General features: G+C 57.8%; 22 protein-coding genes and 4 pseudogenes. 9 read left to right on the top strand and 17 right to left on the bottom strand.

What is annotated here, in order from left to right; all coding sequences use genetic code 11:
- Window positions 1-149: 149 nt before the first annotated feature.
- The 5 genes from FIU88_RS18820 (at window position 150) to greB (ending at window position 6,755) form a co-directional block, all read left to right on the top strand.
- The gene (locus tag FIU88_RS18820) at window positions 150-1,403 is read left to right on the top strand and encodes a hypothetical protein (protein ID WP_152478308.1); all 1,254 of its coding nucleotides are present in this window, start codon (window positions 150-152) and stop codon (window positions 1,401-1,403) included.
- A 195-nt stretch (window positions 1,404-1,598) separates the two neighbouring features.
- Window positions 1,599-2,927, top strand: coding sequence for a gamma-mobile-trio recombinase GmtY (gene gmtY / locus FIU88_RS18815; protein WP_152478282.1), 1,329 nt, complete (start codon window positions 1,599-1,601; stop codon window positions 2,925-2,927).
- Window positions 2,914-5,670, top strand: coding sequence for a VPA1269 family protein (locus FIU88_RS18810; protein WP_216647298.1), 2,757 nt, complete (start codon window positions 2,914-2,916; stop codon window positions 5,668-5,670). Before gmtY ends, FIU88_RS18810 begins: the two co-directional genes overlap by 14 nt.
- Before the next feature lies 1 nt (window position 5,671).
- A complete protein-coding gene (gene gmtX, locus FIU88_RS18805; protein WP_152478283.1) occupies window positions 5,672-6,274 on the top strand; it encodes a gamma-mobile-trio protein GmtX in 603 nt (200 codons plus the stop codon).
- Between the two features lie 7 nt (window positions 6,275-6,281).
- Window positions 6,282-6,755 carry a transcription elongation factor GreB gene (greB, locus tag FIU88_RS18800; protein WP_152478284.1) on the top strand — a complete coding sequence of 158 codons (474 nt, stop codon included), beginning with the start codon at window positions 6,282-6,284 and terminating at the stop codon, window positions 6,753-6,755.
- Window positions 6,756-6,903: 148 nt separating this feature from the next.
- Here greB and FIU88_RS18795 read toward each other — a convergent pair.
- From FIU88_RS18795 to FIU88_RS18785, 3 genes and pseudogenes are all read right to left on the bottom strand, one after another.
- Window positions 6,904-7,187: pseudogene (locus tag FIU88_RS18795) on the bottom strand (integrase core domain-containing protein); the annotation flags it as partial.
- Between the two features lie 16 nt (window positions 7,188-7,203).
- Window positions 7,204-8,283, bottom strand: a complete 1,080-nt coding sequence (locus tag FIU88_RS18790; RefSeq protein WP_152478285.1) for an IS110 family transposase — start codon at window positions 8,281-8,283, stop codon at window positions 7,204-7,206.
- Between the two features lie 294 nt (window positions 8,284-8,577).
- Window positions 8,578-9,437: pseudogene (locus FIU88_RS18785) on the bottom strand (IS3-like element ISPa133 family transposase); the annotation flags it as partial.
- A 68-nt stretch (window positions 9,438-9,505) separates the two neighbouring features.
- On the opposite strand from FIU88_RS18785, the gene FIU88_RS18780 reads away from it, so the two are divergent.
- On the top strand, window positions 9,506-10,033 hold the full coding sequence (locus FIU88_RS18780) for a hypothetical protein (RefSeq protein ID WP_152478286.1): 528 nt from the start codon (window positions 9,506-9,508) through the stop codon (window positions 10,031-10,033).
- On the opposite strand, the gene FIU88_RS18775 is transcribed toward FIU88_RS18780, so the two are convergent.
- The 12 genes from FIU88_RS18775 to FIU88_RS18720 all read right to left on the bottom strand — a co-directional run bounded on the left by FIU88_RS18775 (window position 10,034) and on the right by FIU88_RS18720 (window position 22,218).
- Window positions 10,034-11,023: an IS481 family transposase gene (locus FIU88_RS18775; RefSeq protein ID WP_152478287.1), complete on the bottom strand. Its 990-nt coding sequence runs from the start codon at window positions 11,021-11,023 to the stop codon at window positions 10,034-10,036.
- A 121-nt stretch (window positions 11,024-11,144) separates the two neighbouring features.
- On the bottom strand, window positions 11,145-13,463 hold the full coding sequence (locus FIU88_RS18770) for a heavy metal translocating P-type ATPase (RefSeq protein ID WP_152478288.1): 2,319 nt from the start codon (window positions 13,461-13,463) through the stop codon (window positions 11,145-11,147).
- Entirely contained in the window at window positions 13,460-14,824 is a 1,365-nt protein-coding gene (locus tag FIU88_RS18765) for an APC family permease (RefSeq protein ID WP_152478289.1), read from the bottom strand. Before FIU88_RS18765 ends, FIU88_RS18770 begins: the two co-directional genes overlap by 4 nt.
- A gap of 111 nt (window positions 14,825-14,935) precedes the next feature.
- The gene (locus FIU88_RS18760; protein ID WP_216647299.1) at window positions 14,936-15,370 is read right to left on the bottom strand and encodes a hypothetical protein; all 435 of its coding nucleotides are present in this window, start codon (window positions 15,368-15,370) and stop codon (window positions 14,936-14,938) included.
- An 87-nt stretch (window positions 15,371-15,457) separates the two neighbouring features.
- Window positions 15,458-15,796: a cation transporter gene (locus tag FIU88_RS18755; protein WP_152478291.1), complete on the bottom strand. Its 339-nt coding sequence runs from the start codon at window positions 15,794-15,796 to the stop codon at window positions 15,458-15,460.
- 30 nt (window positions 15,797-15,826) lie between these two features.
- A complete protein-coding gene (locus tag FIU88_RS18750; protein WP_152478292.1) occupies window positions 15,827-16,030 on the bottom strand; it encodes a DUF2933 domain-containing protein in 204 nt (67 codons plus the stop codon).
- Between the two features lie 45 nt (window positions 16,031-16,075).
- Window positions 16,076-16,897 (bottom strand): prolipoprotein diacylglyceryl transferase, encoded by an 822-nt coding sequence (gene lgt, locus FIU88_RS18745; RefSeq protein ID WP_152478293.1) that lies wholly within the window; start codon window positions 16,895-16,897, stop codon window positions 16,076-16,078.
- A gap of 195 nt (window positions 16,898-17,092) precedes the next feature.
- On the bottom strand, window positions 17,093-17,863 hold the full coding sequence (locus tag FIU88_RS18740; RefSeq protein ID WP_172977656.1) for a copper resistance protein B: 771 nt from the start codon (window positions 17,861-17,863) through the stop codon (window positions 17,093-17,095).
- A gap of 9 nt (window positions 17,864-17,872) precedes the next feature.
- On the bottom strand, window positions 17,873-19,660 hold the full coding sequence (locus FIU88_RS18735) for a copper resistance system multicopper oxidase (RefSeq protein ID WP_152478294.1): 1,788 nt from the start codon (window positions 19,658-19,660) through the stop codon (window positions 17,873-17,875).
- A gap of 71 nt (window positions 19,661-19,731) precedes the next feature.
- Complete coding sequence (locus tag FIU88_RS18730) at window positions 19,732-21,063, bottom strand: sensor histidine kinase (RefSeq protein WP_152478295.1); 1,332 nt, start codon at window positions 21,061-21,063, stop codon at window positions 19,732-19,734.
- Window positions 21,044-21,709 (bottom strand): response regulator transcription factor, encoded by a 666-nt coding sequence (locus FIU88_RS18725; RefSeq protein ID WP_152478296.1) that lies wholly within the window; start codon window positions 21,707-21,709, stop codon window positions 21,044-21,046. Before FIU88_RS18725 ends, FIU88_RS18730 begins: the two co-directional genes overlap by 20 nt.
- Window positions 21,710-21,717: 8 nt before the next feature.
- On the bottom strand, window positions 21,718-22,218 hold the full coding sequence (locus FIU88_RS18720) for a plastocyanin/azurin family copper-binding protein (RefSeq protein ID WP_152478297.1): 501 nt from the start codon (window positions 22,216-22,218) through the stop codon (window positions 21,718-21,720).
- Window positions 22,219-22,426: 208 nt separating this feature from the next.
- Between FIU88_RS18720 and FIU88_RS18715 the strand changes: the two genes are divergently transcribed.
- The 3 genes from FIU88_RS18715 (at window position 22,427) to FIU88_RS18710 (ending at window position 23,392) form a co-directional block, all read left to right on the top strand.
- Window positions 22,427-22,729, top strand: coding sequence for a hypothetical protein (locus tag FIU88_RS18715; RefSeq protein WP_152478298.1), 303 nt, complete (start codon window positions 22,427-22,429; stop codon window positions 22,727-22,729).
- 73 nt (window positions 22,730-22,802) lie between these two features.
- Window positions 22,803-22,955, top strand: a complete 153-nt coding sequence (locus FIU88_RS19260; protein ID WP_172977657.1) for a hypothetical protein — start codon at window positions 22,803-22,805, stop codon at window positions 22,953-22,955.
- Complete coding sequence (locus FIU88_RS18710; RefSeq protein WP_152478299.1) at window positions 22,952-23,392, top strand: DUF411 domain-containing protein; 441 nt, start codon at window positions 22,952-22,954, stop codon at window positions 23,390-23,392. Before FIU88_RS19260 ends, FIU88_RS18710 begins: the two co-directional genes overlap by 4 nt.
- 380 nt (window positions 23,393-23,772) lie before the next feature.
- Here the strand turns inward: FIU88_RS18710 and FIU88_RS18705 are convergent.
- Both FIU88_RS18705 and FIU88_RS18700 read right to left on the bottom strand, forming a co-directional pair.
- Window positions 23,773-24,583: pseudogene (locus FIU88_RS18705) on the bottom strand (ISL3 family transposase); the annotation flags it as partial.
- 128 nt (window positions 24,584-24,711) lie between these two features.
- Window positions 24,712-24,849 (bottom strand): annotated as a pseudogene (locus FIU88_RS18700) (signal peptidase II); the annotation flags it as partial.

Genomic DNA, 24,849 nt, shown 5'->3' with positions numbered 1-24,849 from the left:
CTCCGTCCCTCTCTCTGATCCTCTGCCTCTCTGGCTCTCCCTCTCGCCATTCATCATTCATTTCTTAACAGGCGCATGGTCTATGTGCTGTTTGACCTAGCATATGGCTGCGCCTATATTGTCATTTCCATGGTGTGTTTGAGTTGAACGTGATGAAGAATGATAATGAAGTTGGGTTCATTTGCTATTTCGGCGACTTGTCATCTGAAGAGGTTGAGGTAATAAATGACTATTGGTTGGTGACGGATGATGGCGGTGTAAACGGTGGCTTTGCCTACTCAGTTTCTAGAGTTTCAGAGAGGCATGGTCTGCGTGAGGGAGATATTAGAGTTATAATTAAAAAAGGTTCTGGGTTTTGTGCGCCAGGAGGTGTGGGGCTATGTGGTTCTTGTGGGGATGTGGTTTTGTTGTCAAGCAGGATGAAGTATAAAGAGGCTCTCAAGGGGAAGAGGGGGACCTGTAAAAATTGTTTGCAAGAGCAGAGAGAGAAGTTTGACGAGGAATGTGAGAAGAAGCTTGTTGAGTACTTGGAGTCATCTTTGTCAGTAGAGGGCTATGAGTATTCAGATCTTAAGTATCTGGATAAAGTGTTTCTTCTGGCAATTCTCACTATGAATTATGATGGCGATGGACCTTTGAAGCTCGGGGCTGGTGGGTTTGGCTGGTCTGGCTTTAAGAGTATAGATGCTGAAGCTCTCAACTCTTTGGTTGCTAGGAAGGCCGTCAGGCGCGTCGAGCCAATGGGAGACGAGGCTGTAACGGCATATGCTCGCTTAAGAGGCGGGAGTGCCGAAAAGAAATCTTTGCTCTCCAATGCAGGGCTCAGGGGTATTCCTCAGCCAGGTTTCTATATTAACTTGCCTGATGGTTTATATGATATCAGTGACTTTATGCAGGCAGTAAACGGTGATGTGGTCGAAGGATGTGTAACAATTGATGATATTGAAGATATTAGGCGTCTAGTAAATGATGTTCGGGTTGAGAAGCTTTATGCTGTTGTTGGGTATCTGGGGATGAGCTATAGGTTGAAAATAAATCATAACATCAAACTGGATGCTGTTCTTAGACATATTGCTGTTACATATCCGCTGGATAAAGCTTACTATACTATGATCAGGATGGTGAAAGATGTAATTGAATATATGCATGTAGAGTATGTCAATAGCTTTGCTGCTGAGCATTTGTTCACCAGGTTTCTTGAGAGCTACCTGTCTAAAGTTAAAACCAGAGGTTGGGAGCTAAAAATTGCCAGATCCTTGCCTCAAGAAGTTACGAGTTCAAACTTGGAGGCTATGGTTACTGCCATATTTCTAGAGGGGGCTTTGAGCTGGGATGAGCTGTCGGCAACAGAGGTCGCAGAGCGGTGGGTATCGAAGCTGCACGTTGCGGAGGCGCATGGGTAAATAGTACCTCTAATTAGTATTGATACTATTTTTTAATCATTAAAAAACAAAGGCTTGAAGTTTATAGTATGTCATTTGAGGTTCTTTGGTGTAAAAGAACCCCTTCCTTCGAATACTATTTCCAAGGTGTTTTTTATTGACGACTGAAGGTTTTTGGTCTAGACATGAAAACAACCCCTAAAAAAGTACTATCTGATGCCCTTCGCACATAAGGTCCAAGTCCGCTACGTGGATGTGGCTAGCGGTAATGTTTACTTGTTGCCGGCTGTTTATACTGAAAGTGGAGTGATTGCATCCCACCTCAGATACTTGGCCTGGTTCAGTTACAAAAGTGAATCTTGGAAAGAAAGGTCAGTTTTTTCACTTCGGCTTTTGATTTCTTATATAAATTCGTTGAGTGGCGAGATTAGAGCCATTGACTTATTGAAATCATTCACCCGTTCTTTAGTAACAGGGACTATTGATTATGAAAGCTGTAACGACCCTATGGGGTTGTTCTGGCCCCCGCGTTCAACATTCGATGTGAACAATATTTTGTTTCATATAACACACTATACGGATTATTTGGCCAGGCAGCCTGAATATGAGGCCGCTCGTATAAATCCATTTTTAAAAGCAACGGGTTATGAAGAAAGGTTAAATTGGTGCGCATACTATAATAGAAATGCCAATGTTTTTCTCAATCACTTAAAGAAAAGAGCGGACGCCTATTTGGAAGTTGGGCGAACGAGAGCCGTGGCAGGGTATCGCGATCCTAAAATAGATAACGATAAGGTGGTTAAATTTCCTGATGACATGGTGGATGTTCTTTTGCAGGAAGGGTTTAGCAACTCTGGGGGAGTGAACTACAAATATCAACTAATGACCATGTTAATGAACTATGGGGGGTTGAGGAAGAGTGAGTTATTTCACCTTTACGTTTCAGATATCACTGTGCACCCTGAGCGAAGGGACGAGGCACTGGTTAGGGTGTATCACCCAGAGTATGGGAAGTCACCACTGCCGGATTATAAAAATAGAAGAGAATATCTTCTTGCAGAGACGCAATATAAGCCAAGAAATTCTTACCCGCTAAGCGAGCGGCTTCATGCAGGGTGGAAAGGTGCTCTTCTTACAAGCAGTGCTGGTTTTTTTGAGGTGATTTTTAATCCACCTAGCATGGCGAAAACCTTTTTAGCAGTTTGGGTGAAGTATCTAAAATACCAAAGAATGGAGCCTGCTGCCAGCTTCCACCCATTTGCATTTACTAAAAAAGATGGCGGGCCTGAAACCTTAAAAAATTTCCAGCGCGCTCACAAGAGAGCCGTAGAAAAGATTGGCTTGGTATGTAAAAAAGAGTTCGGCACGACCGAGCATGGACACAGGCATGCATATGGTTATAGAGCTAGAAAATTTGGTTTGAGTCGGGTTGAAATACAAAAATCCATGCATCATAGAAGCCCTGATTCTTGCCTGGTTTATATTAAGCCAACCAATGAAGATATAAGAGAAATAATGCGAGGTGTTGCTGATGAAGATGCGTAAGCTTAAGATGCTTAATGTGGATGAGGATGTTCTTAAGCTACCTAAAGCGAATTTTTCTCTGCACGAAATGAAGCTTCTTTGCAAGAAGCATGGGATTAGCAACTCTTCTGAGTACAAGAAGCGATATAAGGAAGTCCCGGGATTGGTTGCTCATCCGGAGAGGATGTTTCCGGATGAGTGGGTTAGCTATAATGATTTTTTTGACATCCCAGAATTCTATACCTACGAAGAAGTTGTTTATAAGATTAAAGGGAAGGGGATAAGGTCTCAGTCAGAATATAAGAAGTATGTCAAAGACCTCGGCGACCCCAGATTTCCATTTGACCCACAAGGCGCGTATGCAGAAAGCTGGAAAAACTGGTACAAGTTCTTGGGGAAAGAAGAACCATTCAATGTAGAGTTTATCCTGCCGGAATTTAAGCAGTGGCGCGTAAAGATAGATGAGTTTATGAGGCAGGCGCTGGGGGGAAGCTCGAAAAAATCCTATCTATGTAGGTTTGTGAGAGTTTATATTGAGAGGCATGATGGAAGTAAAAGTCCTCAGGAGTTTCTAACAAAGCAAAAAGTAAATATAAAACCATTTAGAGATGAGCTGGAAAAGTTCTCAACAGACAATATGAGAAGAAATGTCATACTGTCAGTAAATGAATTTTTTGATTATATCATCGGGTCTGATTTGACTGTGGAGGATGAAGAGACTGGAGAAGTGTTCAGGCTGATGGATGCCCGAAATCCATTTGAGTTTATGTTGACCGACTCTTATGTGTCTTCGCCTGGAAGAAGCGAGTCAACCAAACCTTGTCTTCAGTATCACTTTGTCAGGAAGGCCCAGTCATGGATTATTCCAGAGTCAGCTAGAAGTTTTCGTGACCTTGCACATCTTCATGAGTTCGATTCGGACTGGGTGAAAGTAGAAAGACATATTATTGACAAAGATGACCCAGACTGCGTTTACAAGAAAGCAGGGCCTTTCTGGTATCTATGGGTTCCGACAGACTGGGTGCACACCTTTGCTTTGACAAAGGTTCCTCTTCGAGGAAGGCAGATCGCTTATAATGATTCGGGTGAGGCTGACGAATATATACCTGTAATTAAGGATGCTGGAGGAGTGGCGTGGGTAAAGAATCATGCCGAAATGGCAGGGATGACTAAGTCGCAGTCTTTTGTTAAGCGCTATCCCGATGACCAGATTGGGATGTTTGTTACAACTAATAAGACATCGTCCAATAATGGCGGTTACTCCATACCATGGATGCCGGAAGATCTTGCATACTGGTTGATTAAGTTGAGAGAGTGGCAGGCTAAATATAATCCTGTCGCTTTTCCTACCAGCTGGTCGCGGTGCAAGAGAACCAACTTAAATGAAATTCAGTTGAAGTCAAAAGGTGTCAACTGTTTTTTATTTAGGGCTTTTGAAGATGTTGAGCCAAAAAATGTCGGCACGGCTTTGACGGGCAGGTTGGCAGCTGCCATTTATCATATACAACCATCGCATCTTAGGCTTTCAGAGCTGAGTGGGCTGCCTAATAATATATCTTGTTATAAGTCTCCATACACCCCTCATTCCATGCGGGTGAGCTTGATTACAGCTTATGTTATGGAAATGGGGATGCCGGTTGAAGTTGTCATGAAGGTCGTGGGGCACTCTTCGATCGTCATGTCGATATATTATTGCAAAATATCCCATGGGGAAATAAGGCGGCGATTGGAGGAAGGCGAGAAGATTGCGCTTCAAGCCGAGGTGGAAGCAATACAAAAAACAATTGAGTCCAATAAAATTGAGTCGGTAAAGAATCAGTTGGTTTCTAATAATGAAGACCTTCTGATGTCGCTAACCAATAGTGTGCCTGCAGGAAATTTTGTATTCAGAGACTATGGTATTTGTCCATTTGCTGCCTCACGCTGCGATGATGGAGGAGATCAGGTCGGCGCTACAAGAGTACGGGCTCCGGTGCCCATGGGGTATTTGGGAATGCAGAACTGTCTTAGGTGCAGGCATTTCATCACAGGACCGGTTTTTCTGGGTGGCTTAATGTCGGTTGGGAACGAGATTTTGTTCGTTTCGAATAAGCAGTCTGAAAAATGTATGCGGCTCCAAGAAGAAATCTCCACAATCACAGAAAGGTTGGAGAAGATAGATCGAGATGAGTATATTGCAAATGCAAAGGGCATGAGTTTTGATCAGGCTGAGAGAGTTTCGCTTGAGGCAGAACAAAGAAAGCTGGAGTCAGAGTATGAGAGTGCAGCAAAGAAAATGGACATGTTCCTGTGCGATTTGCAGTCCTGCTATAAGTTAATCAGGATGTGCGTGTCAGCTGTCAATGGTGTCTCTTCTGATGCAGAGGATGGTATTTCTCTGATTAAGATGCCCGATTCCGAAATGGAGATAGAAATGGAGGAGGTCTCTTACTTTCAGCAACTGCATGAGATTTGCGAGAATGCAACAATCTACCATTCGGCTGATGCAGCCGTTGCAATAGCGCCGAGGTCTCAATTGTTGGACCGAATGTCGGTTTTTAATGAGTTGCAGCCGAGCCTTTTTATGTTGACGGATGAGCAGCAGCTTAAAGTTGGTAACCAGGTAGTCGGTTTTTTGAGGTCACGGCTGAAAACCTGGGAAAGAGTTGGCCAGGTCGTTGACTGTTCAGTGAGGCTAGACGAGCTGATGGAGGAGGAGAGAATTGATAGGTCGGAGCTTTCTCTGATTCTAAAGCCTCAGCTATTAAACGAGACGGGCTGCTAATATGAAAAATGAAGATCTTTTGTTGAAGCTAAAAGAAGACGCTACGCCTAGAACCAAGAAGACGCTTGATGCAATATATGAAGTGTGTAGTGAGCAAATGGAGAGAGGTGTTAGTGATTTCTCTATAGTAACTATATCTAGGCTGGGTGCCAAGCGAGGAGTTCCGAAGCCACAAAGCATTAGGAACAAGTCTGGAGAAAAATATCGCGCCCTCATAGAATCCTTTTCTGATATGGCCGGCGGCAATGTTAAGCGTCCCTCGCCAAGCGCTGATGACTGGGTAGAGGAGATTGCGAGTGCTAAACATAAGCTTCTTGTTAGATCGCTTCTTTCCGATCTAAAAAATGCTAAAAACAAGCTCAATGAAATTATTCCTCCGGGTAGTAGAATAGACGTATACGATCATAGGTCACAGCAAGCGGGCGAGGAAGAGAAGCTCTCCCAGCAGGAGAGAAGAGCGCTGGAATATCTGATATCCAATGAGTTTGTTGGTAAGTGGAATTTTCGCGCTACTGAGTTTGGTGAGGTTGTGGATGATGGTGGTCAGGTGGTATTCAAAGCTGCTACAATCGATGCTATTAAAAAGGCTCTAAATAACTTGTAGGTCAGCTATGAAGAATCCACTTGTAACAAGAGAGGGCTATGAAAGCCTGAAAGAAGAGCTTGACTATCTTTGGAGGGTGGAGAGGAGAGAGGTTACAGCTAAGGTGACATGGGCGGCCGGTCTAGGCGATAGGTCGGAGAATGCAGATTATCAGTATAACAAGAAGCGACTTAGAGAAATTGACAGGAGGGTCAGGTATCTACGGAAAAGACTGGATGAGCTTAAGGTGGTTGATTATCATCCGGATCAAGCGGGTAAGATTTATTTTGGCGCCCACGTGGTGCTTGTTGATGACGATGGCAGGGAGATGAAGTTTCGGATTGTAGGTGTTGACGAGATCTATGGAAAACAGGGGTATGTTTCAATTAATTCGCCTGCGGCTAGAGCCTGTTTAGGTAAAGAAATCGATGATGAAGTGGAGATCGTAACTCCGGATGGGCGGAAGCTATGGTATGTTGAAAGCTTTTCTTATAACAGATGATCATTTTAAGGCTTTTATCTGCGAGTCCTTGTGAATACTGACACCTATGACTTCCACTACGACTCCGACCTCATCGGCGGCTCGCTGATGGTCCGCGAAAGCCGCATCGTGGCGGAGTGTTCTGGTCAAGTCGTAGCGGACACTTTTATTAAGCTGCTTCCGCGATTTTCTCGATCTCCCTCGGCGCGTGGTAGCCAAGGGTCGAGTGGAGCCGGCAGCTGTTGTACTCCATCTCGATATAGGTCACGACGTCGCGCCTCGCTGACAGGCGGGTCCAGTACCGTTGCCCCTCCAGCCATTCGCTTTTAGAGAGCCGAAGAAGCGCTCCATGATCGCATTGTCCCAACAGTTCCCCTTGCGGCTCATGGAGGACAGGAACCCGTGCTTAACCAGTCGTTCACGATACGCACGGGAGGCGTACTGGCTGCCGCGGACGCCCTTCTAAGTGTCAAGTAGCGATTTGCGTCTGATTGATCTCGCGGTAACGGTGGCGCAGCACGTAGTACAGCTCTCGGGCGATGTAGCGTTTCAGACAGCGAATAGCTTCCAGCTTGGAGTGCCCCTCCGTCACTCGCCGGGAGACATACGCCTGGGTTGTCGCATCCAGGCGCAGCCGCCCGATGGCGATGATATGCAGAGCACTATTGGCGGCTCTGTCGCCGCCCCGATTAAGGCGGTGGCGCTGTGTCTTGCCTGAAGAAGCGGGTATCGGGCTAACACCACATAGCGCCGCAAAACTGGCTTCTGAACCAATACGATCCGGATTGTCGCCCGCCGTGATCAACAACTGTGCAGCTGATTCATAGCCTACCGCCGTTCGCGACACCAGCTCTGGTGCCAGCTCATCGACGATGGCCTTGATCATGACATTCAGATCGGCCACCTCGTCATGCAGCTCCAGGTAGCGCCGGGCAAGAGATTTCAAAGCGATGCGGTAGGCCACTGTGACGTCCCGATAGCCACTTAAGTCGGGGCGCCATGCGGCCAACGTCCGAATCAACTGCATCCGCGTCATATTCCTCAACTGATCGCGCAGCTCCTCTGGCGCGGAGATCACCTGGGTCTGGATCATCTGAAGCGCCACACGGCGAGCTGCCACGGCGGTCTTCCGGCAGACCTTCAGCACACGCAAGGCCTCGATCATGCCATCACGGGTCTTTGGGGTGACCGTACGAATGCCCGCGTAAGCCGCATGGGCAGCGTTCTCCGCATCGATGGTATCGTTTTTGCCCCGTTTGCGACGCACGGTCTTGTCGGGCGTGGTGACCTCCAGGGTAGCGATGCCGGTGCGCTGCAAGTAACGCAGCAGACCAGCCCCATAGGTCCCGGTGCACTCGATGCCTACTCGGCTCACTTCACCGAAGCCACGCATCCAGGCGAGCATGGCCTTGTAGCCATGCCGGGTGGTCGGAAAGCTGGCGGTACCAAGCACGCGATCGTGTTTATCCACGACAGCGGCCATATGCAGATCCTTGTGGGTGTCGACGCCACCGACAATGTCAGGGCGATCACGGTGATGCTGAGTCATGACGTCTCTCCAGGCTATCAGGTCAAGGTGGCTTCACCGAGTGCGATAGCCTGGACACGACAGTAACGAGACAGGCGTCAGGCCCTTCTTGAGTCACATGCATCGACGAGGTGAGCCCTCGCCGTCAGGTATTCCCGGATCACCGACAGGTCCGTGGAAAGACACACTACCCGGGTCGATCAGAGTGGGAGTCAGGAGATCCGAGAACCCTTACGGCACCGGGTCTTTCAGCATAGGTCGATCGCTGTGTGAGTCAGGTCAACCCCGGAACACCTGGCATCTCCCAGTATTACTATCCGAGTGGTGGAGCACGCCTCGGGGAGGTCGCCGGCGGCCAATTGCCATCTCCAGGGCGTCCAGGGTGAGTGATGTCTTCATGTGGTCGGCCATGGCCCAGCCGATGACCTGTCGGTCGTAGAGGTCCAGCACGGCCGCCAGGTACAACCAGCCTTCCAGGGTCCAGATGGCGGTGATGTCGGCCACCCACGCCTGATTGGGCTCAGGCACCGTGAACTGCCGCTTGAGCAGGTTGGGAGCCACTGGCAGCCCGTGGTCACTGTCCGTCGTATGCCGGTAGCGGCGACGCTGTCGGCAGGCAACACCGGCTTCCTGCATCAGGCTACGCGCCTGATAACGACCGACCGTATGACCTCTGCGACGGAGTTACTTGGCCATTCGCCGGCTCCCATAGCTACCACGTTTCTGATCGTGGATGTCCTTGACCTCCCGGTGCAGGCACTGGCGCTGCTCATCGGGTTCACGCTGACGCCAGGCATAGAAGCCACTGCGGCTGACGTCCATGACACGGCACAGCACCGCCACTGGGAAGTAGGCCTTCTCCGACTCGATGAACTGGTATCTCAGCTCGACTCTCTCGCGAAGAAGGCCGTGGCCTTTTTTAAAACCTCCTTTTCAATCCGCAACTTACGAACTTCTTCGCGAAGTTTCATGATCTCGGCATCCCGCTCATCTGCCTGGTCGTCAGTCACACCATCCTCCCGGTCACGTTGCTGGCGACACCAGCGATCCAGCAGGCTGCGATCGATATCCAGCCGCCTGGCAGCCTCGGAGATGGCATAACCCTCTCCTCGCACCATGTTGACCGCCTCAGCCTTGAATTCGTCGGAGTACCGACGTCGCGTTTTCTTGGTCATGAACACCTCCAATGCCTCCAGTATGAGGCTTACCGGGGTGTCCGCTCCAATTAGACCAGTTCAGGGAAATGCTTATCTGGGAGATATCTGGCTTACAGGGTTTGGATGCGGGCACCAACGAGCAAGACATTTACTTCCACCACCCGAGCCTGAAGTTGCCGGTCAGAGGGACTGGTGAAGGTCGAGGAGGCTCTGGAGCACAAGGTGCCGACGACATAGAGGTGGATACGGAGCAGGAACCGGATGAGGCCAAAGACAGGCAATCGATAGAACTACCGGTGGAGGATATCGTCTTCTCTAACTCCGCTACTACGAAGCTTGCTTACAATGGCAAAAAGGCTGGCATTCTAGGGCAGGAAGATCAGGGTGAACTAGAAGGCTACAATAACCCCAAGGTTTTGGGCATCGGCGATGACGTCATCGGTGGCAGCATCGCTCCGGGGGAATATCAGCAACTCGAAGCGGAAGAGAGGCAGTACTCAAACACGTTTTGTGATGCTCAAACAGATCATAAGACAGATAGCCGGGGAATCAGATGGAAAGCTGAGTCTTCTGGAGCTAAAAGTACAGCCGTTACCTCAGCTTCCGCGTTGTAGCTACCTGTCGGGTCCCGTGTGATTGACTACCCGCTTGGTAAATAACTCAGGACGCTTGGTCTGCCATTCCTTCATCATCGCAATCGGTGATTGATGGTGCAGCGCCTTCTGCGGGATGTGGTGATTGTACAGCCAGGTGTAGCGTTTGAGCGTCTGCTCCAGGTCCTCGCCTGAGGTATAGCGCCGAGTCGCCAGCACATCGCTGATACGGCCGTTGAAGCGCTCCACCATGCCGTTTGTCTGCGGTCTTCCCGGCTTGATCAGACGGTGCTCGATACCAAGGGCCTGGCACTCTTGGTCAAACGGGTGATTCCCGCTGGGCTTGCGCTCCCCCGCCCGCGTGAAGCGATCGGTGAATGACTTGCCGTAGTCGGTCAGTACCGTCTGGACCTGGAAGGGAGCCTTCTCCTCCACCCGCTTCATGAACGCCCGCGCATCCTTCGCGGACTGGCTGCGTCTCACCTCCAGATGGACCCAGCGCGTGGCGCGATCGATGGCGACGTACAGGTAGCGTTTTTGCTCCTCATCGGGCATCCGGGGCAGGTGCTTGATGTCGATGTGCACGTAGCCCGGCTCATAATCTTTGAAGGGCTTGTGCCGGGGTTTCTCATCGTCGCCCGCGTCCCGTCTAGACAGCTCTGCCAGTGTCGGCACCTCGCGCCGCTTGAGCATGCGATGCAGACCAGAACGCGACAAGCCAGGATTGAGGAACTCACGCGCCACGACGAGCAGATCATCCAGGCCGAGGCGCAGGAATTCGCGCGCCGCGATCAGCACCTCTTCCTGTTCGGAAGTGAGCGTGGCCAGCAGGTTGTGACGCGTGTGCGGTCGGTCCTGGACATCGTCACGGTACCGCCAGCGCCGGATGGTCGAGACGGCGACGCCGTACTGGCGTGCTAGCTCGCTGTCGCTGATGCTGGAAGGCGCTGCCTGGATCTCGGCCCGGATCTTCGGAGTGGTGGTCGCCTGTTTATGTAGCTTGATGTCCATATCCTTGCTCCCGGATGAACTCGTGAAGAAGCTCCTTGGCGGCCAGCAAAGGATAACTTCTATAGCTCATCTGATCATCCGGGACCCTACAAGTAGATGACTCTGCACCTCTCTCGCTTAGTCAGTCAGCGGACTTCAGCTTCACAAGCCTCAGCCGCAGCGCATTGGCGATCACGCTCACCGAGGAGAGCGACATCGCCGCGGCGGCGATGATCGGTGACAGCAGCAGGCCGGTGAAGGGGTAGAGGATGCCGGCGGCGATCGGTACCCCCGCGGCGTTGTAGACGAAGGCGAAGAAGAGGTTCTGGCGGATGTTGCGCATGGTGGCTCGCGACAACCGGTGCGCCTCGACGATCCCGGTCAAATCCCCGCGCAGCAGGGTCACGCCGGCGCTCTCGATGGCCACGTCGGTGCCGGTGCCCATGGCGATGCCCACGTCGGCGGTGGCCAGGGCAGGGGCGTCGTTGACGCCGTCGCCGGCCATCACCACCACGCGACCCTCGTCACGCAGGTGCTGCACCACGCGCCCCTTGTCTTCGGGGAGCACCTCGGCTTCCACCTCGTCGATGCCCAGGCGGCGCGCCACCGCCTCGGCGGAGGTGCGGTTGTCGCCGGTGAGCATGACCACCCGAATGCCGTTGGCCTGAAGGGCCCGGATGGCCGCCTCGGTGGTCTCCTTGACCGGGTCGGCGATGGCCAGCAGGCCCGCCAGGCGGCCGTCCACCGCGGCGAAGATCACCGTGGCGCCGTCGCCACGCAGCCGTTCGGCCTCGTCTTCCTGCTCGGCCAGGGCCACGCTCTCGCTCTCCATCAGCAGGCGGTTGCCCAGGGCGACGCGACGGCCGTCGACGTTGCCCACCACGCCCTTGCCATTGGGCGAATCGAACTCCGTGGCCTCCGTCGGCTCGACGCCATCCTCCTTGGCCCGCTCGACGATTGCCTGGGCCAGGGGGTGTTCGCTGCCGCGCTCCACCCCCGCGGCCAGCCGCAGCAGCTCCTGCTTATCGAAGCCCTCGGCCGGGCGCAGTTCGGTGACCCGCGGCTTGCCTTCGGTGAGGGTGCCGGTCTTGTCGACCACCACGGTGTCGACCTTCTCCAGGCGCTCCAGCGCCTCGGCGTCGCGGATCAGTACCCCCGCCTGGGCCCCTCGACCCACGCCGACCATGATCGACATGGGAGTGGCCAGCCCCAGGGCACAGGGGCAGGCGATGATCAGCACGCTGACCGCGGCGATCAGCCCGAAGGCCATGGGCGGTGCCGGCCCCCACAGCGACCAGGCGATGAAGGCCACCACCGCGACCAGGATCACCGCCGGCACGAAGACGCCGGCGACCCTGTCGGCCAGCCCCTGGATGGGCGCCCGGCTGCGCTGGGCGCTGGCCACCATCTGCACGATCTGCGACAGCATGGTGTCGCGGCCCACCTTGTCGGCGCGCATGATGAACGAGCCCTGGCCGTTGATGCTGCCACCGATCACGCCGTCGCCGGCCTCCTTGCGCACCGCCAGTGGCTCGCCGGTGACCATCGACTCGTCGATGTTGGAGCGCCCCTCCAAGACCTCGCCGTCCAGCGGCACCTTGTCGCCGGGGCGCACGCGCAGGCGATCACCCACCTGGACCTTGTCCAGCGAGATCTCCTCCTCCTGGCCGTCGTCGTCGATGCGGCGTGCGGTGGCCGGTGCCAGGTCGAGCAGGGCGCGGATCGCCCCGGAGGTCTTCTCCCGGGCACGCAGCTCCAGCACCTGTCCGAGCAGCACCAGCACCACGATCACCGCCGCCGCCTCGAAGTAGACCGCCACCGAGCCATCGGCCTGGCGGAAGGTCGCGGGGAAGATGCCCGGCACGATCGTCGCCAGCAGGCTGTAGATCAGCGCCGCCCCGGTGCCGATGGCGATCAGGGTGAACATGTTGAGGCTGCGCCGCACGATGGAACGCCAGCCGCGCACGAAGAAGGGCGCGCCTGCCCAGATCACCACGGGGGTGGCCAGCAGCAGCTGGATCCAGTTCGAGACCTGGGGGGCGATCAGGTGGTCGAGGCCGAACACATGGCCACCCATCTCCAGTACCAGCACCGGCAGCGCCAGGACCAGCCCGATCCAGAAGCGCCGGGTCATGTCCTTGAGTTCCTCGGAAGGCCCACTATCGGCGGTGACCGTCTCGGGCTCCAGGGCCATGCCGCAGATCGGGCAGTCCCCCGGCCCCTCCTGGCGGATCTCGGGGTGCATCGGGCAGGTGTAGATCGTGCCGGGCGGCGCTGGCTCGGCCGGTGTGTCGTCGCACTGCAGGTAGGCGTCAGGGTCCCGCTTGAACTTCTGCTGGCACCTGGCTGAGCAGAAGTACCAGGTCTTTCCAGCGTGTGAGGCGCGGTGGTCGGTATGGTGAGGATCGACCGTCATCCCGCAGACGGGGTCCGTGACCTCATGGGTGTGGTCCTGTGTCATGCTCCATCCTCCCTGCTGTGGCTGCCACTCGCGTCATGCGAATGAGCATGGTGGTCGGCGTCCTGCTCGGATCGCCGGGAAAGAAAGGCGTATTCCGCCACCAGGATGACGGCCATCGCGGCGGCGGCAACGTAGAGCACCAGCGGGTCGGTGGTGGCCTTGACCCAGAGGAAGCCTGCCAGCACCACCAGGTCGAGGGCGATCGCGGTCAGCAGGATGGCCGGGCGGGCCGCCACCGCATCGCGTAGATGCCGCAACACCCCCCAGTGAATGGCGATATCCATCACCAGATAGAAGATGATGCCGAGTGCCGCGATGCGGCTCAGGTCGAAGAACGCCGTCAGCATCAGGCCGAGCACGATGGTATAGACCAAGGTGTGCTTCTGGATGCTGCCGGGCATATGGAAATGGCGATGGGGCACCAGCTTCATCTCGGTCAGCATCGCCAGCATCCGCGATACCGCGAAGACGCTGGCGATGATGCCACCTGCCGTGGCCAGCATGGCGAGCAGGACGGTGAACCAGACGGCGGCCTCCCCCAGCGCAGGGCGTGCAGCCGCGGCCAGCGAGTAGTCCTTGGTCGCGATGATCTCCGTCAGCGACAGGTTGCTGGTGACGGCGAGGCCCACCAGCGCATAGATCACCACGCACAGGGCGATCGAGACGATGATGGCCCGGCCGACGTTACGGTGGGGATCGCGGATCTCGGCCCCGCTGTTGGTGATGGTGGTGAACCCCTTGAAGGCCAGGATGCCGAGCGCGGTGGCCCCCAGGAACCCGGAGACGCCGGGCGCCGGCGCCTCGGCCGTGGCCCGGATACCGATGGTGTCGGCCACCAGCACGCCCACCACGCCGAACAGGATGATGCCACCGATCTTGATGACCCCCAGCACCGACGCCACGCCCTGGATCAGCTTGTTGGCGGAGAGGTTGATGAGGAAGGCGGCGATCAGCAGGCCGACACCCAGCGCCGGCACCAGCAGCGACCGGTTACCCCCATCGAACAGCTCCAGGGTATAGGAGCCGAAGGTCCTCGCCAGGAAGCTCTGGGCGATCACCATGGAGAAGTACATCAGCAGCGCATGGAAGGCCGTGGGCAGGGTGGGCCCATAGGCCTTGTGAAGGTACATGCCGATGCCGCCGGCCGACGGGTAGGCATTGGACATCTTGACGTAGGAGTAGGCGCTGAAACTGACGATCATGGCCGCCGAGAGGAAGGCCAGGGGAAACAGCTCGCCGGTCATCTCGGCCATCTGTCCGGTCAGCGCGAAGATCCCGGCACCGATCATCACGCCGGTTCCCAGGGCGATGGCCCCGACGAGGGAGAGGCTGTTCTTCTGGTACTGAGGCGACCTGTCCATGCATCTCCTTGCGTGTCGATATGGGCGAGTGAGGCATCGAACTGCCAGGCGTGCTGTGCCAGGGGCAGCAGGCTCTGTCTTCCATCCTAGAACCCTTGTGTTACCCAAAGGTCAATTTCCACGTGTCTGTAGGGCCGCAGTACCGGCGAGGTGGCGTGAAGCGATCCACAGGAAGAGCGGCGGGAGCAGCAGCCACTGCAGCAGTGGGGTGAGGCCGGTACCCAGCCATGGCAGGGTGGGCATCACCGGCGCGTAGCTCCAGCGCTGGGCGATGGCGGTGGCGTACCACTCCAAGCCTACCGTGATGACCAGTCCTGCCAGTACGAAGGCGGCGCACTCCTTGAGCCCATAGCGCCACAGCCAGCCACGGCGACGTCGCCATAGAGCCACTACCCAGTAGGCGACCAGACCTATCAGCGCATCACCGGCCGCTGCCTGCATGCAGGCTTTCACCGCAGTCCAGTGAGGCATCGAGGGCATGTCCTGGTATAGGGGCACCTGCAGGAACTCCCAGGGCACGTTGAGCAGGAACGTGAACAGTGCCACATGCCATTCTGGCCACAGGAGCCATCGTCCAGGCGGTCGGTCAGCCTTCATGCCGCGCTCTGTGGCAATGACTCGCCAGCCCCGAGCTCAATGACAGCTCCAGGGTTTCTGCTTGGCATTGTCCTTCACGTTCTGGTCGATGAAGCGGTAGTAGTCCTCCTTGATCCGGTTCCAACGTCCGGCGCCGATGTCCACGCCATGCCGTGCCAATACCGCCTCGATATCGTCGATACACAGCCGCTTGGCATCGTAGGCCAGGTGGAGCTTGTGGTGCTGCGGATCGTAGGTCACGCCGTCGAGGCCGGACAGCGCGTCGATCTCGGTCACTGCCGCCGCGATATACCTTGACGCCTCGGACGTTACCTTCAGCGAGCGAGTGACCAGGGACGCTTGTGAAACGCCAGGGCGATGGTCGTGATGTGACATGGTCAACCTCCCTTCTCTGCTAGCGAATAGTCAGTCATCGTCGCCATGATCCTGCTGGCCACCGTGGTGGCGATGGAGGAAGAGATGCATCAGCGGGCAGGCGAGCAGCAGCAGCGGCAACGCCTGGTAAGGATGTAATCGCTGGCCGGTCACCAGCAGGTAGCCGCCCACGGCGAGGATGCCCCCCAGCGGCAGCCAGACCATCATCAGGCGGCGTTGTGCTCTCTTCTCCATGGCGTTCTCACGGTGGCTTGGGTTGTGAAAGGAATCGAAGCGACGCTACGTCGATGGCCGGCCGGTGCTGGCGACGGCATCGATCGGGCCTCGACGCTGGGGCGCGATCAACAGGAGCAGTCCCGCCACCATCATGGGCAGGGAGAGCAGCTGCCCCATGGTGAGCCAGTCGAAGGCGATGAAGCCCAGTTGGGGGTCGGGCAGGCGTGCGAACTCGACCGCGAAGCGAAAGACGCCGTAGAGCACCAGGAAGAGTCCCGAGACGGTGCCGCGCCGGCGTGGTCGGGCGGAGACCCACCACAGCACGACGAACAGCACCACGCCCTCCAGGGCAAACTCGTAGAGGGCCGATGGGTGGCGTGGCTGCGAACCGAGCCCCATCATGGAGGGGAAGACCATCGCCCAGGGAACGTCGCTCACGCGTCCTGGCAACTCATGGTTGATGAAGTTGCCCAGCCGCCCGGCGCCCAGGCCAATCGGCACCAGCGGTGCGATGAAGTCGGTCAGCTGGAGGAAGGCCAGGCGATGGCGGCGAGCGAACCACCAGGCGGCGACCAGCACGCCGGCAAGGCCACCGTGAAAGCTCATCCCGCCTTCCCAGAGCCTGAACAGCCAGAGCGGATCGGCCGCCAGCTGATCGAGGCCGTAGAAGAGCACATACCCCAGTCGACCGCCGAGGATGATCCCCACCGCGCCATAGAAGATCAGGTCGCCGATATCGTCATGGGTGAGGCCGAGCCGGTGGGCACGTCGTCTGCCCAGCCACCAGGCTGCGGCCAGCCCCACCACGTACATCAGCCCATACCAGTGGATGCTCAGTGGGCCCATCGACAGTGCCACCGGATCGATCTGGGGGTAGGGGATCATGCGTCGCTCCTGTGATGTGTCTGACCATCGCCGGTGGCCCGGCAACGGTTCCTGTTACCGCCAGTGTGGCGACGCTGTCTGAATCCAGGCTGAACGCCATGGCCGAGACGATTGACACGGATCAACCCAGGCTCGGATCGCCAAAGACGACGACGCCACCAGGCGGTGGCGTCGGTCGCGAGACCGATTCGTGGCTCAGAACATCAGCCTGGCCCCGGCGACGATGCCGGTATCTTCGGTGGGATCGCCATGGTGGCGGGCGATGTCGGCGGTATCGCCGTACTGCTTCTGCCAGTAGGCACCGACATAGGGCGCAAGGCGGCGCGTCACCTCGTAGCCCAGGCGCATGCCGACGCGTACCGAGTTGAGCCCCTCGCCGACGCCGAATGCCTCGGCCTCGCTGGCGGCCACGGCGATCTCGGTACGCGGCTGCAGGTAAAGCCGCTGGGTCAGGCGCAGGTCGTACTCGCCCTCGAAACTGGCCGAGACGTCGCCTTCGTCGCTGACCTGAAACGCCAGGTCGGTCTCGATGCCGTAGGGCATCACGCCCTGCAGGCCGATCACCCCATAGCCACGTTCGGCGTGATCATCGGAGAAGACCCCACCCTGGTAACCGATACCGCCCTGCAGCTCCCAGAAATCGGCGATCAGCCGGCTGTAGAGCAGCTCCAGGGATTCGAACTCGGCATCCTCGCCATCGCCCTGGACGTTCTCGCCCTCGGACTTCACATAGACCCGGTTGATGTCCCCGCCGTACCAGGCCTGGAAGTCCCAGACCAATTCCTCATGACCCTTGTCGGGCACGGCATATTCAAGACGGTCGAACAGCGCCATGGCCATGTTGTGCTTGGCCATGGGGGCGGGCCAGTCCGCCGGCGCATCATAGCCATCCTCTGCCAGGGCGACGGAGAGCGGGAGCGTGGCCAGCAGGGCACCGGCCGCGATCATCGGGATTCTGGTATTCATGGCGTCTCCTTACGCGACCTTGACGACCCGGAACATGCCGGCGTCCATGTGATAGAGCAGGTGGCAGTGGAAGGCCCAGCTGCCCTCGGCATCAGCGGTGATCAACGCCGAGACGCGCTCGCCGGGCTTGATGTTCAGGGTGTGCTTGCGCGGGATCAGCTCGCCCTGGCCGTTCTCCAGCTCCATCCACATGCCGTGAAGGTGGATGGGGTGTTCCATCATGGTGTCGTTGACCAGGATCAGGCGCAGCCGCTCGTCCTTCTCGAAGTGAATGGGGCCCGTTACCTCGCTGAACGTCTTGCCGTCGAAGGACCACATGTAACGTTCCATGTTGCCGGTGAGGTGTAGCTCCAGCTCGCGGCCGGGTTCACGGCGGTCGGGCCAGGGGGTGAAGGCCTTGAGGTCGCGGTAGACCAGGGTGCGGCGTGCGTTGGGATCGATGCCGATGCCGGCCTGGTCATAGCGCGAGCCCGGCTGGGCCTCTCCCGCCGCCAGCATGCCGTTCCCGCGGGTCTTGGCGGATTCCCTCGCCATGCTGCCGCCATGGTCCATCTCGGAATGATCCATGCCCTCCCTGTCATCGCCGGACATGTTGGAATGATCCATGCCCTCCATGTCACTGTCGGACATGCTGGAGTGGTCCATGCCATGGGCACCCATGGCCTCCATGCCGCGGTCGGCGATCCTGCGACGCTCGGGGATCTCCGCGGCCATGCCCTCCCGCGGTGCCAGGGTCGCGCGGGCATAGCCGCTGCGATCCATCGATTCGGCGAAGATCGTATAGGCGGTGTCGTCCTCGGGGGCGACCAGCACGTCGTAGGTCTCGGCCACCCCGATGCGGAACTCGTCCACCGGGACCGGCTGCACCGGCTGACCGTCGGCGGCCACCACGGTCATCTTGAGCCCTGGGATGCGTACGTCGAAGTAGGACATTGCCGAGCCATTGATGACCCGAAGGCGGATCCGTTCGCCGGCCTTGAACAGCGCCGTCCAGTTCTCCTCGGGAGAGTGGCCATTGAGCAGGTAGGTGTAGGTGCTGCCGGTGACGTCGGCGATGTCGCGTGAGCTCATGCGCATCTTGGCCCACATGCCGCGCATCTCCGCCGTCGCCGCAAAGCCCTTCTCGCGCACGTCGGCGAAGAAGTCGCCGATAGTGCGTTCCTGGAAGTTGTAGTACCCCTCGGCGGTCTTGAGGTTGCGGAACACCGCCATGGGATCCTCGAAGGTCCAGTCGGTGAGCAGCAGCACGTGCTCGCGATCATAGCGGAAGGGTTCGCGCTCGGCGGCGTCGATGATCAGTGGCCCGGCATGGCCGAGCTGCTCCTGAAGGCCGGAGTGACTGTGGTACCAGTAGGTACCGTTCTGGCGTACCGGGAAGCGGTAGGTGAAGGTCTCACCGGGGGCGATGCCGGCGAAGCTGACGCCGGGAACGCCATCCTGGTCGGGCGGCAGGATCAGGCCATGCCAGTGGATGGACGTCGGCTCATCGAGCAGGTTGGTCACCCTGAGTACGGCATCTTGGCCCTCCTTGAGGCGGATCATCGGCCCGGGGCTCTCGCCGTTGATGGTGTAGGGCCGCGCCGCCTGACCATCGATCTCAAGCGACTCGCGACGGATGGCCAGCGCCACCTCCGGGCCTTCCTCGATCCCCTTGGCGTAGGTATTGGTCTGCCCCCATGGATTGGCCCAGGCAGGGCGTAGGCCAAGGGCGGCTGCCGAGCCGATGCCTAGGGCGGCACCCCCCTTGAGCAGCCGTCGGCGCGACAGCGGGTGCGTGATTACGCTGGAACGTGCCATCTGTGACTCCCGTCGATGTCAGAAGGCGACATCATGACGGGGCAAGCTGAATCACGCCTGAAAATGCCAGGTTACGGCGCATCCTTTGCAAAGGGCACGTGAATTTCCACGCTCAGACCGCCCAGGGGACTGTGTCCGAACTGGACATTCCCGCCATAGCGTTTCAAGAGCTGGTTCAGGATCGACAGGCCCAGCCCATAGCCGGGGTGTGACTCGTCCAGGCGCCACCCGCGTTCCCCCAGGCAGGCCACGTCGTCGTCCGGCACGCCGGGCCCATCATCCTCGACACGCAGGACGAGACCCTCCTCCATCACTATCTCGCAGTGAACCTCTTGGTTGGCCCATTTGCCGGCGTTGTCCAGCACGATACCGATCATCTCTGACAGGTCCTGAGACTCGATGGGAATGCGCTGTCCGGTGCCTTCGGCTACCTCCAGGGTGAAGCGCTTGGCCGGGTAAAGGGTCCGGAACATCTCGATCAGTCTGCTGGCGTCGCGGTATGGATCGGCAAGGCGCCCGACATTGGGCCCCGCGATGCGCGAGCGTCGAAGTTCAACATCGAGCTGGGCGTGAATCTCCTCCAGGCGTTCCACCAGGCGTTGGCGACGCGTGGCATCGATGGGGCGCGAGCCCCGCAGCACCTGAATGACCGCGGCCAGGGGTGTCTTCAGCGCGTGGGAGAGGTTGGCGACCGACTCACGGGAGCGCTGCAGGCGAGCATCGATCTCGTCCATGAAGCGGTTAAGCTGCCCGACCAGACTGTCGAGTTCGGAGGGGACGTCCAGAGAGAGACGATCGCGCCTGCCGGCCTGCAGCTCGCCGAGCTGGTCGCGCAGCCGCGACAGCGGCACCATTCCTCGGCTGACGGCTAGCAGGTTGAGCACCCCCAGCAGGAGCAGCAGGCTGGCGGCGATGCCGCCGACCCACCAGTGCAGGCGGTGCAGTCCCGCCTCCACTCGGGAGAAATCCTCCCCTATCAGCAGCACCCCGGGTTGATTGTCGAGGGTGAAGGGCTGGCGAAAGACCAGCAGGTGCTGACCCGCCTCACGCACCTCGGCCAGCGACTCGCCACTGTCCAGCAGTGGTCGCAGTGCCTCCTGCCAACGCGGATGGGAGGCCGAGACCTCATCGCCCAGGCGCAACACATAGAGGTGGTGGAAAATCGCGAAGCCGCGACTGGCGGAGTCCAGGACCCGCGCGGTGGCCAGATGATCGCGGCGCAGCTGCTCGATGGCGTGATCGGCCTCGCGTTCGAGCCGTTCCCCCAGGAAGTCCCGCGCCAGGTCGTTGAGCAGGATCCCGTGCAGCAGCCAGGTCAGCCCGGTGACCAGCAGGGCGATACCCGACAGCCAGGCCAGCAAGCGGAGACGCAGGCTGCGTCGGTCAATCCGCAACGAAGACATAGCCCTGGCCGCGACGGGTCTGGATGCTTGATTTGCCCAGGTAGCGGCGTAGCCGCGCGATATAGACCTCGATGAGGTTGGGGGCCGCGGCGTCCTGCTCCAGGGCGTAGAGCTGGTTGAGCAGGTGCTCCTTGGAGAGCACCCGTCCCGGATGGTGCATGAAGTAGCGCAGCAGCACGAACTCGGTGCCTGTCAGGGGGTGCCAGGTACCATCGGCCACTCGGACGCACTGGTTGGCCTCGTCCAGGGCAACGCCACCCAGCGTCAACTGATGGGAGAGTCGCCCCGACTGGCGGCGTAACAGCGCCTTGACCCGGGCGACAAGCTCGGCTTCGTGGAAGGGTTTGGTCAAGTAGTCATCCGCGCCGCCTTCGAGCCCGACGACCTTGTCTTCCCAGGTGTCCCGAGCCGTCAGGATCAGCACCGGCAGGTCCCGGCCCGACTGGCGCCACCGCCTGAGCAGGTCGAGACCCGAGCCATCGGGAAGGCCCAGGTCCATGATCGCCAGCGCGTACGTCTCGGTGGTCGAGAGCGCCTCGGCGTCTCTCAGGGACGCGGCCAAATCGACCCGGTAACCGTTGTCCTTGAGGGATTCGGCGAGGCTCTCGGCCAGCAAGTCGTCATCTTCGAGTAGCAAGAGCTTCATGCGTCGGCTCACTTGCCTAGCTGGATCTCCCCGGCCATGCCGGATTCGTAGTGCCCAGGGATATTACAGGCATAGACGAGCGACTCCACGTCAGCGGGGGCGGTCCACACCAGCTCTGCGGTGTCGCCGGGGGCGATGGTCACCGCCGGCATAGCGCCGCCATGGGCACCTTCCGCCATGTCATGGCCGCCATGGCCGTCGTGGCCGTCACCATGACCACTGTCTCCCATAGCCTGCATCATCTCGCGGTGCGCTTCCTGGGCTGCGGCATCGCCGATCACGAATTCGTGCTTCAGGTTGCCGGTGTTGACTACCTTGAAGCGCACAGTCTCTCCAGCGGTGATGCCGAGTGTCTCGGGATCAAACCACATGTCACCGGCCTCGACCTGGATGGTGCGGTCGATCTCGGCATCAGGCGTGGAGGAATGGGAGCCACCATGTTCACCGGCAGCAAGGGCGGAAGTGGCGGCCAGGCCAAGGGTGATGGCCAGCAGAGACTTACGCATCATGTAACCTCTTTGATCGTATCAGTGGAGCCTTGGTTATACTGCAGCAACCTGAAATGAGACTGAACTCGAAACCCCTTGACTCTTGTGTTACACGTAGGTTGTAGCATCCAAGGCTCTGATAAAGACCATGCCGAATCCCTTGTCCTGGATCATGTTGGACGACACGGCCACCGAGGCAGAATGGGGACTCGACCATGAGGATGACCGAATGACCTGCAATGTTCGCTGCCTGCTGCACCTCCGAGGAGTACGCCTGTTGGCGCTGCTGCTCGCGGCTCTGCTGCTGGTCGCCAGCCTGCCCGGTCATGCGTCTATGGATGACTGCGCCGTCGACTGCGGTACCTCCCAGGTCGAGATGCTCGATCACGCCAACGCCGATTGCGGCGCCTGTGCGGCATTGACCGCCACGCCGACTGTCCCCCGCGTCCCTCCAGACGCTCTTGCCGACCTGGCCGACCCGGCCGTGGTTGAGTTCATCGCTGCACCACCCCGAGAACCTCCCAGATCCTGACGTCGCTCGACTTCCCGGTAACGACATATTGGCTCGTTATCGGTGCTCCCTAACTTTCGTCAGGAGTCACATCATGTACGCCAACGATTGCTTTGCCCTGATGGGTTCAATGGGCTGGATGGGCTGGCTGATGCCTCTGAGTGTCATGCTTCTGCTCGGCCTCGGCATCGCTACTCTCGTCAAGTATCTCTTCACGTCTCGTCGTTCCCGGGAGGATCGCTCATGAAACGCCTTGTCCCCACTCTGCTTGCCTCCTCTGCACTGCTGATCGGTGCCGGCACCGCCCAGGCGGCCTTGCCCAATGCGGCGACGCTCTACAAGAACCCCCAGTGTGGCTGCTGCGATGAGTATGCCCGCCAGCTTGAGGCGCTCGGCGTCGAGGTCGCCATCGTCGACGACGTCCCGATCGGTCAGGTCAAGGAGCGAGTCGGACTGCCCTACGGACTGGGCTCCTGCCATACCATCGAGATGGGTGAGTATGTCATCGAGGGACACGTGCCCTTCGCGGCGGTGGAAAGGCTCTTCGAAGAGCAGCCCGATACCGATGGCATCGGCCTTGCGGGCATGCCCATCGGCACACCGGGTATGCCGGGACCGAAGCAGGATGACTGGAATGTCTACCAGTTTCGCGCCGGAGAAGCCCAGCCATACATGACGCTGTAACGTCGCAAGGTGATAGCGACTGCCCGGGTGATGACTCGCCCGGGCATGATGTCCGCTTTTGGCCGATAGCGGCTGTATGCAATATGGTCGTTTTCTTTACGCACGCCGACCGCCCCTCCAGGAGGCCCTGGCGGGGCGGTTTTGCGTAAAGAAATTGCGTAATTTTTTCTATTTCAAGAAAAGGGGCGTTTTTGTCTGTTATTTGGCCTACGGGTGGGAGGCCTTGAGGCAGCGATCAGGGCATCATTTGAGGCTGCTAATGTTAAGCAGCCTTGCATCTGCATAGGCATTGGCACTGCGCCTCTGGCCAGAGGCGCTTCCCTGATTATTTTGGGTATCCGGATTAAGTGGTTGATGGGCCTTCCAGCCCCATCCAACCCTTAGTCCTTCCAGAAGGTTGATAGATCGACACCGAAGTTCTTCTCAGGCTCGGGGAGTCCCATGTTGTAGGTCATGGTGGCTCTGCCCAGAAACGGGGATTCCTTGACTTGTGGCGCCTTCTTCTTGTGCTTGGTGGTATAGAGCATCCGGGCTCGCATTACCTCGAACGAATAGCCCCGGCCATCACGGTTTTTGTCCTTGGCTAGGCGGTTTATCGACTACGTGAAAGCGTTGGTGATCGGGATGTCGGTCTCAAAGTAGGTCAGCATCTCTTCACGCCAGCCACTGACGGCGCTGACGAGATCCTTCCAAACCTCCTTCTGCCCCTGAGGGATGTTGTCAATCCAGGTGGCGAGAGCCTGTTCGGCACCACGCCGATTGGTACAGTCCCAGATATGGTAGAAGCGCTCCTTGTGCTCGTAAGCCGCCAAGAGCTGGGGGGAATGCTCCTGTCCAGGTCTCCATGATGAGCCGTTCGCGGTCTGAAACGTCGTGAGCGCGCTTCAGCAGGATTTTCCGGTCACCTTTGAGGGTCCGGCGCTGATTGGGCTTCAACTCCTTCCTTAGGCCTTTGCGGATCTTCTCTAAGGCCTCGTTGGCCATGCGCACGACGTGGAACTTATCGACCACGATACGGGCCTGTGGCAGCACCGTCTGGAAGGCGCGGCGGTAGGGCTTCCACATGTCCATGCTGACGATCTCGACCTGGTGGCGGTTGGCCATGCTCATGAGGCGTCTTGTCACCCTCTCTTGCTGACGACCGGGTAGCAGGTCCAGCAGGGTGCGCTCTTCCAGATTGGTTAGGATGCAGCAGAGCCCTTGGCAGCAGTCGTGCATCAGGAACGTACAGCTGGCTCATGAAGGCGTGCCGCCTTATCAAGGCCCAGGACGCGCCTATTCCGGAAGTCAAGCATGCGATAGCGAAGACGCTAGGCGATTCAGCGGCGGCGGCTGCCTGGTTGATGTCGTATTTCCGCCCAAATAAAGAGGGCGACACCGAGGAAGATCCATACGTCCGCTAGGTTGAACGATGGCCAGTGCCACTGGGCATAGTGAAAATCGAGAAAATCCTCTAC

Source organism: Halomonas sp. THAF12 (assembly GCF_009363675.1).
In the GTDB taxonomy this organism is placed as follows: Bacteria; Pseudomonadota; Gammaproteobacteria; order Pseudomonadales; family Halomonadaceae; genus Halomonas; species Halomonas smyrnensis.
The sequence above is the reverse complement of the archived record's forward strand: the minus strand, read 5'-3'. Positions and strand labels throughout refer to the sequence as shown.

Bases quoted from the DNA above. Each gene is read 5' to 3' on its own strand.
- FIU88_RS18720 (WP_152478297.1), bottom strand. From the start codon at position 22,218: ATGATGCGTAAGTCTCTGCTGGCCATCACCCTTGGCCTGGCCGCCACT.
- FIU88_RS18790 (WP_152478285.1), bottom strand. From the start codon at position 8,283: ATGACTCAGCATCACCGTGATCGCCCTGACATTGTCGGTGGCGTCGAC.
- FIU88_RS18810 (WP_216647298.1), top strand. From the start codon at position 2,914: ATGAAGATGCGTAAGCTTAAGATGCTTAATGTGGATGAGGATGTTCTT.
- FIU88_RS18775 (WP_152478287.1), bottom strand. From the start codon at position 11,023: ATGGACATCAAGCTACATAAACAGGCGACCACCACTCCGAAGATCCGG.
- FIU88_RS18770 (WP_152478288.1), bottom strand. From the start codon at position 13,463: ATGACACAGGACCACACCCATGAGGTCACGGACCCCGTCTGCGGGATG.
- FIU88_RS18710 (WP_152478299.1), top strand. From the start codon at position 22,952: ATGAAACGCCTTGTCCCCACTCTGCTTGCCTCCTCTGCACTGCTGATC.
- FIU88_RS18780 (WP_152478286.1), top strand. From the start codon at position 9,506: ATGCTTATCTGGGAGATATCTGGCTTACAGGGTTTGGATGCGGGCACC.
- FIU88_RS18715 (WP_152478298.1), top strand. From the start codon at position 22,427: ATGACCTGCAATGTTCGCTGCCTGCTGCACCTCCGAGGAGTACGCCTG.
- FIU88_RS18750 (WP_152478292.1), bottom strand. From the start codon at position 16,030: ATGGAGAAGAGAGCACAACGCCGCCTGATGATGGTCTGGCTGCCGCTG.
- FIU88_RS18765 (WP_152478289.1), bottom strand. From the start codon at position 14,824: ATGGACAGGTCGCCTCAGTACCAGAAGAACAGCCTCTCCCTCGTCGGG.
- lgt (WP_152478293.1), bottom strand. From the start codon at position 16,897: ATGATCCCCTACCCCCAGATCGATCCGGTGGCACTGTCGATGGGCCCA.
- FIU88_RS18725 (WP_152478296.1), bottom strand. From the start codon at position 21,709: ATGAAGCTCTTGCTACTCGAAGATGACGACTTGCTGGCCGAGAGCCTC.
- FIU88_RS18740 (WP_172977656.1), bottom strand. From the start codon at position 17,863: ATGAATACCAGAATCCCGATGATCGCGGCCGGTGCCCTGCTGGCCACG.
- FIU88_RS18735 (WP_152478294.1), bottom strand. From the start codon at position 19,660: ATGGCACGTTCCAGCGTAATCACGCACCCGCTGTCGCGCCGACGGCTG.
- FIU88_RS18755 (WP_152478291.1), bottom strand. From the start codon at position 15,796: ATGTCACATCACGACCATCGCCCTGGCGTTTCACAAGCGTCCCTGGTC.
- FIU88_RS18730 (WP_152478295.1), bottom strand. From the start codon at position 21,063: ATGTCTTCGTTGCGGATTGACCGACGCAGCCTGCGTCTCCGCTTGCTG.
- greB (WP_152478284.1), top strand. From the start codon at position 6,282: ATGAAGAATCCACTTGTAACAAGAGAGGGCTATGAAAGCCTGAAAGAA.
- gmtX (WP_152478283.1), top strand. From the start codon at position 5,672: ATGAAAAATGAAGATCTTTTGTTGAAGCTAAAAGAAGACGCTACGCCT.
- gmtY (WP_152478282.1), top strand. From the start codon at position 1,599: ATGCCCTTCGCACATAAGGTCCAAGTCCGCTACGTGGATGTGGCTAGC.
- FIU88_RS19260 (WP_172977657.1), top strand. From the start codon at position 22,803: ATGTACGCCAACGATTGCTTTGCCCTGATGGGTTCAATGGGCTGGATG.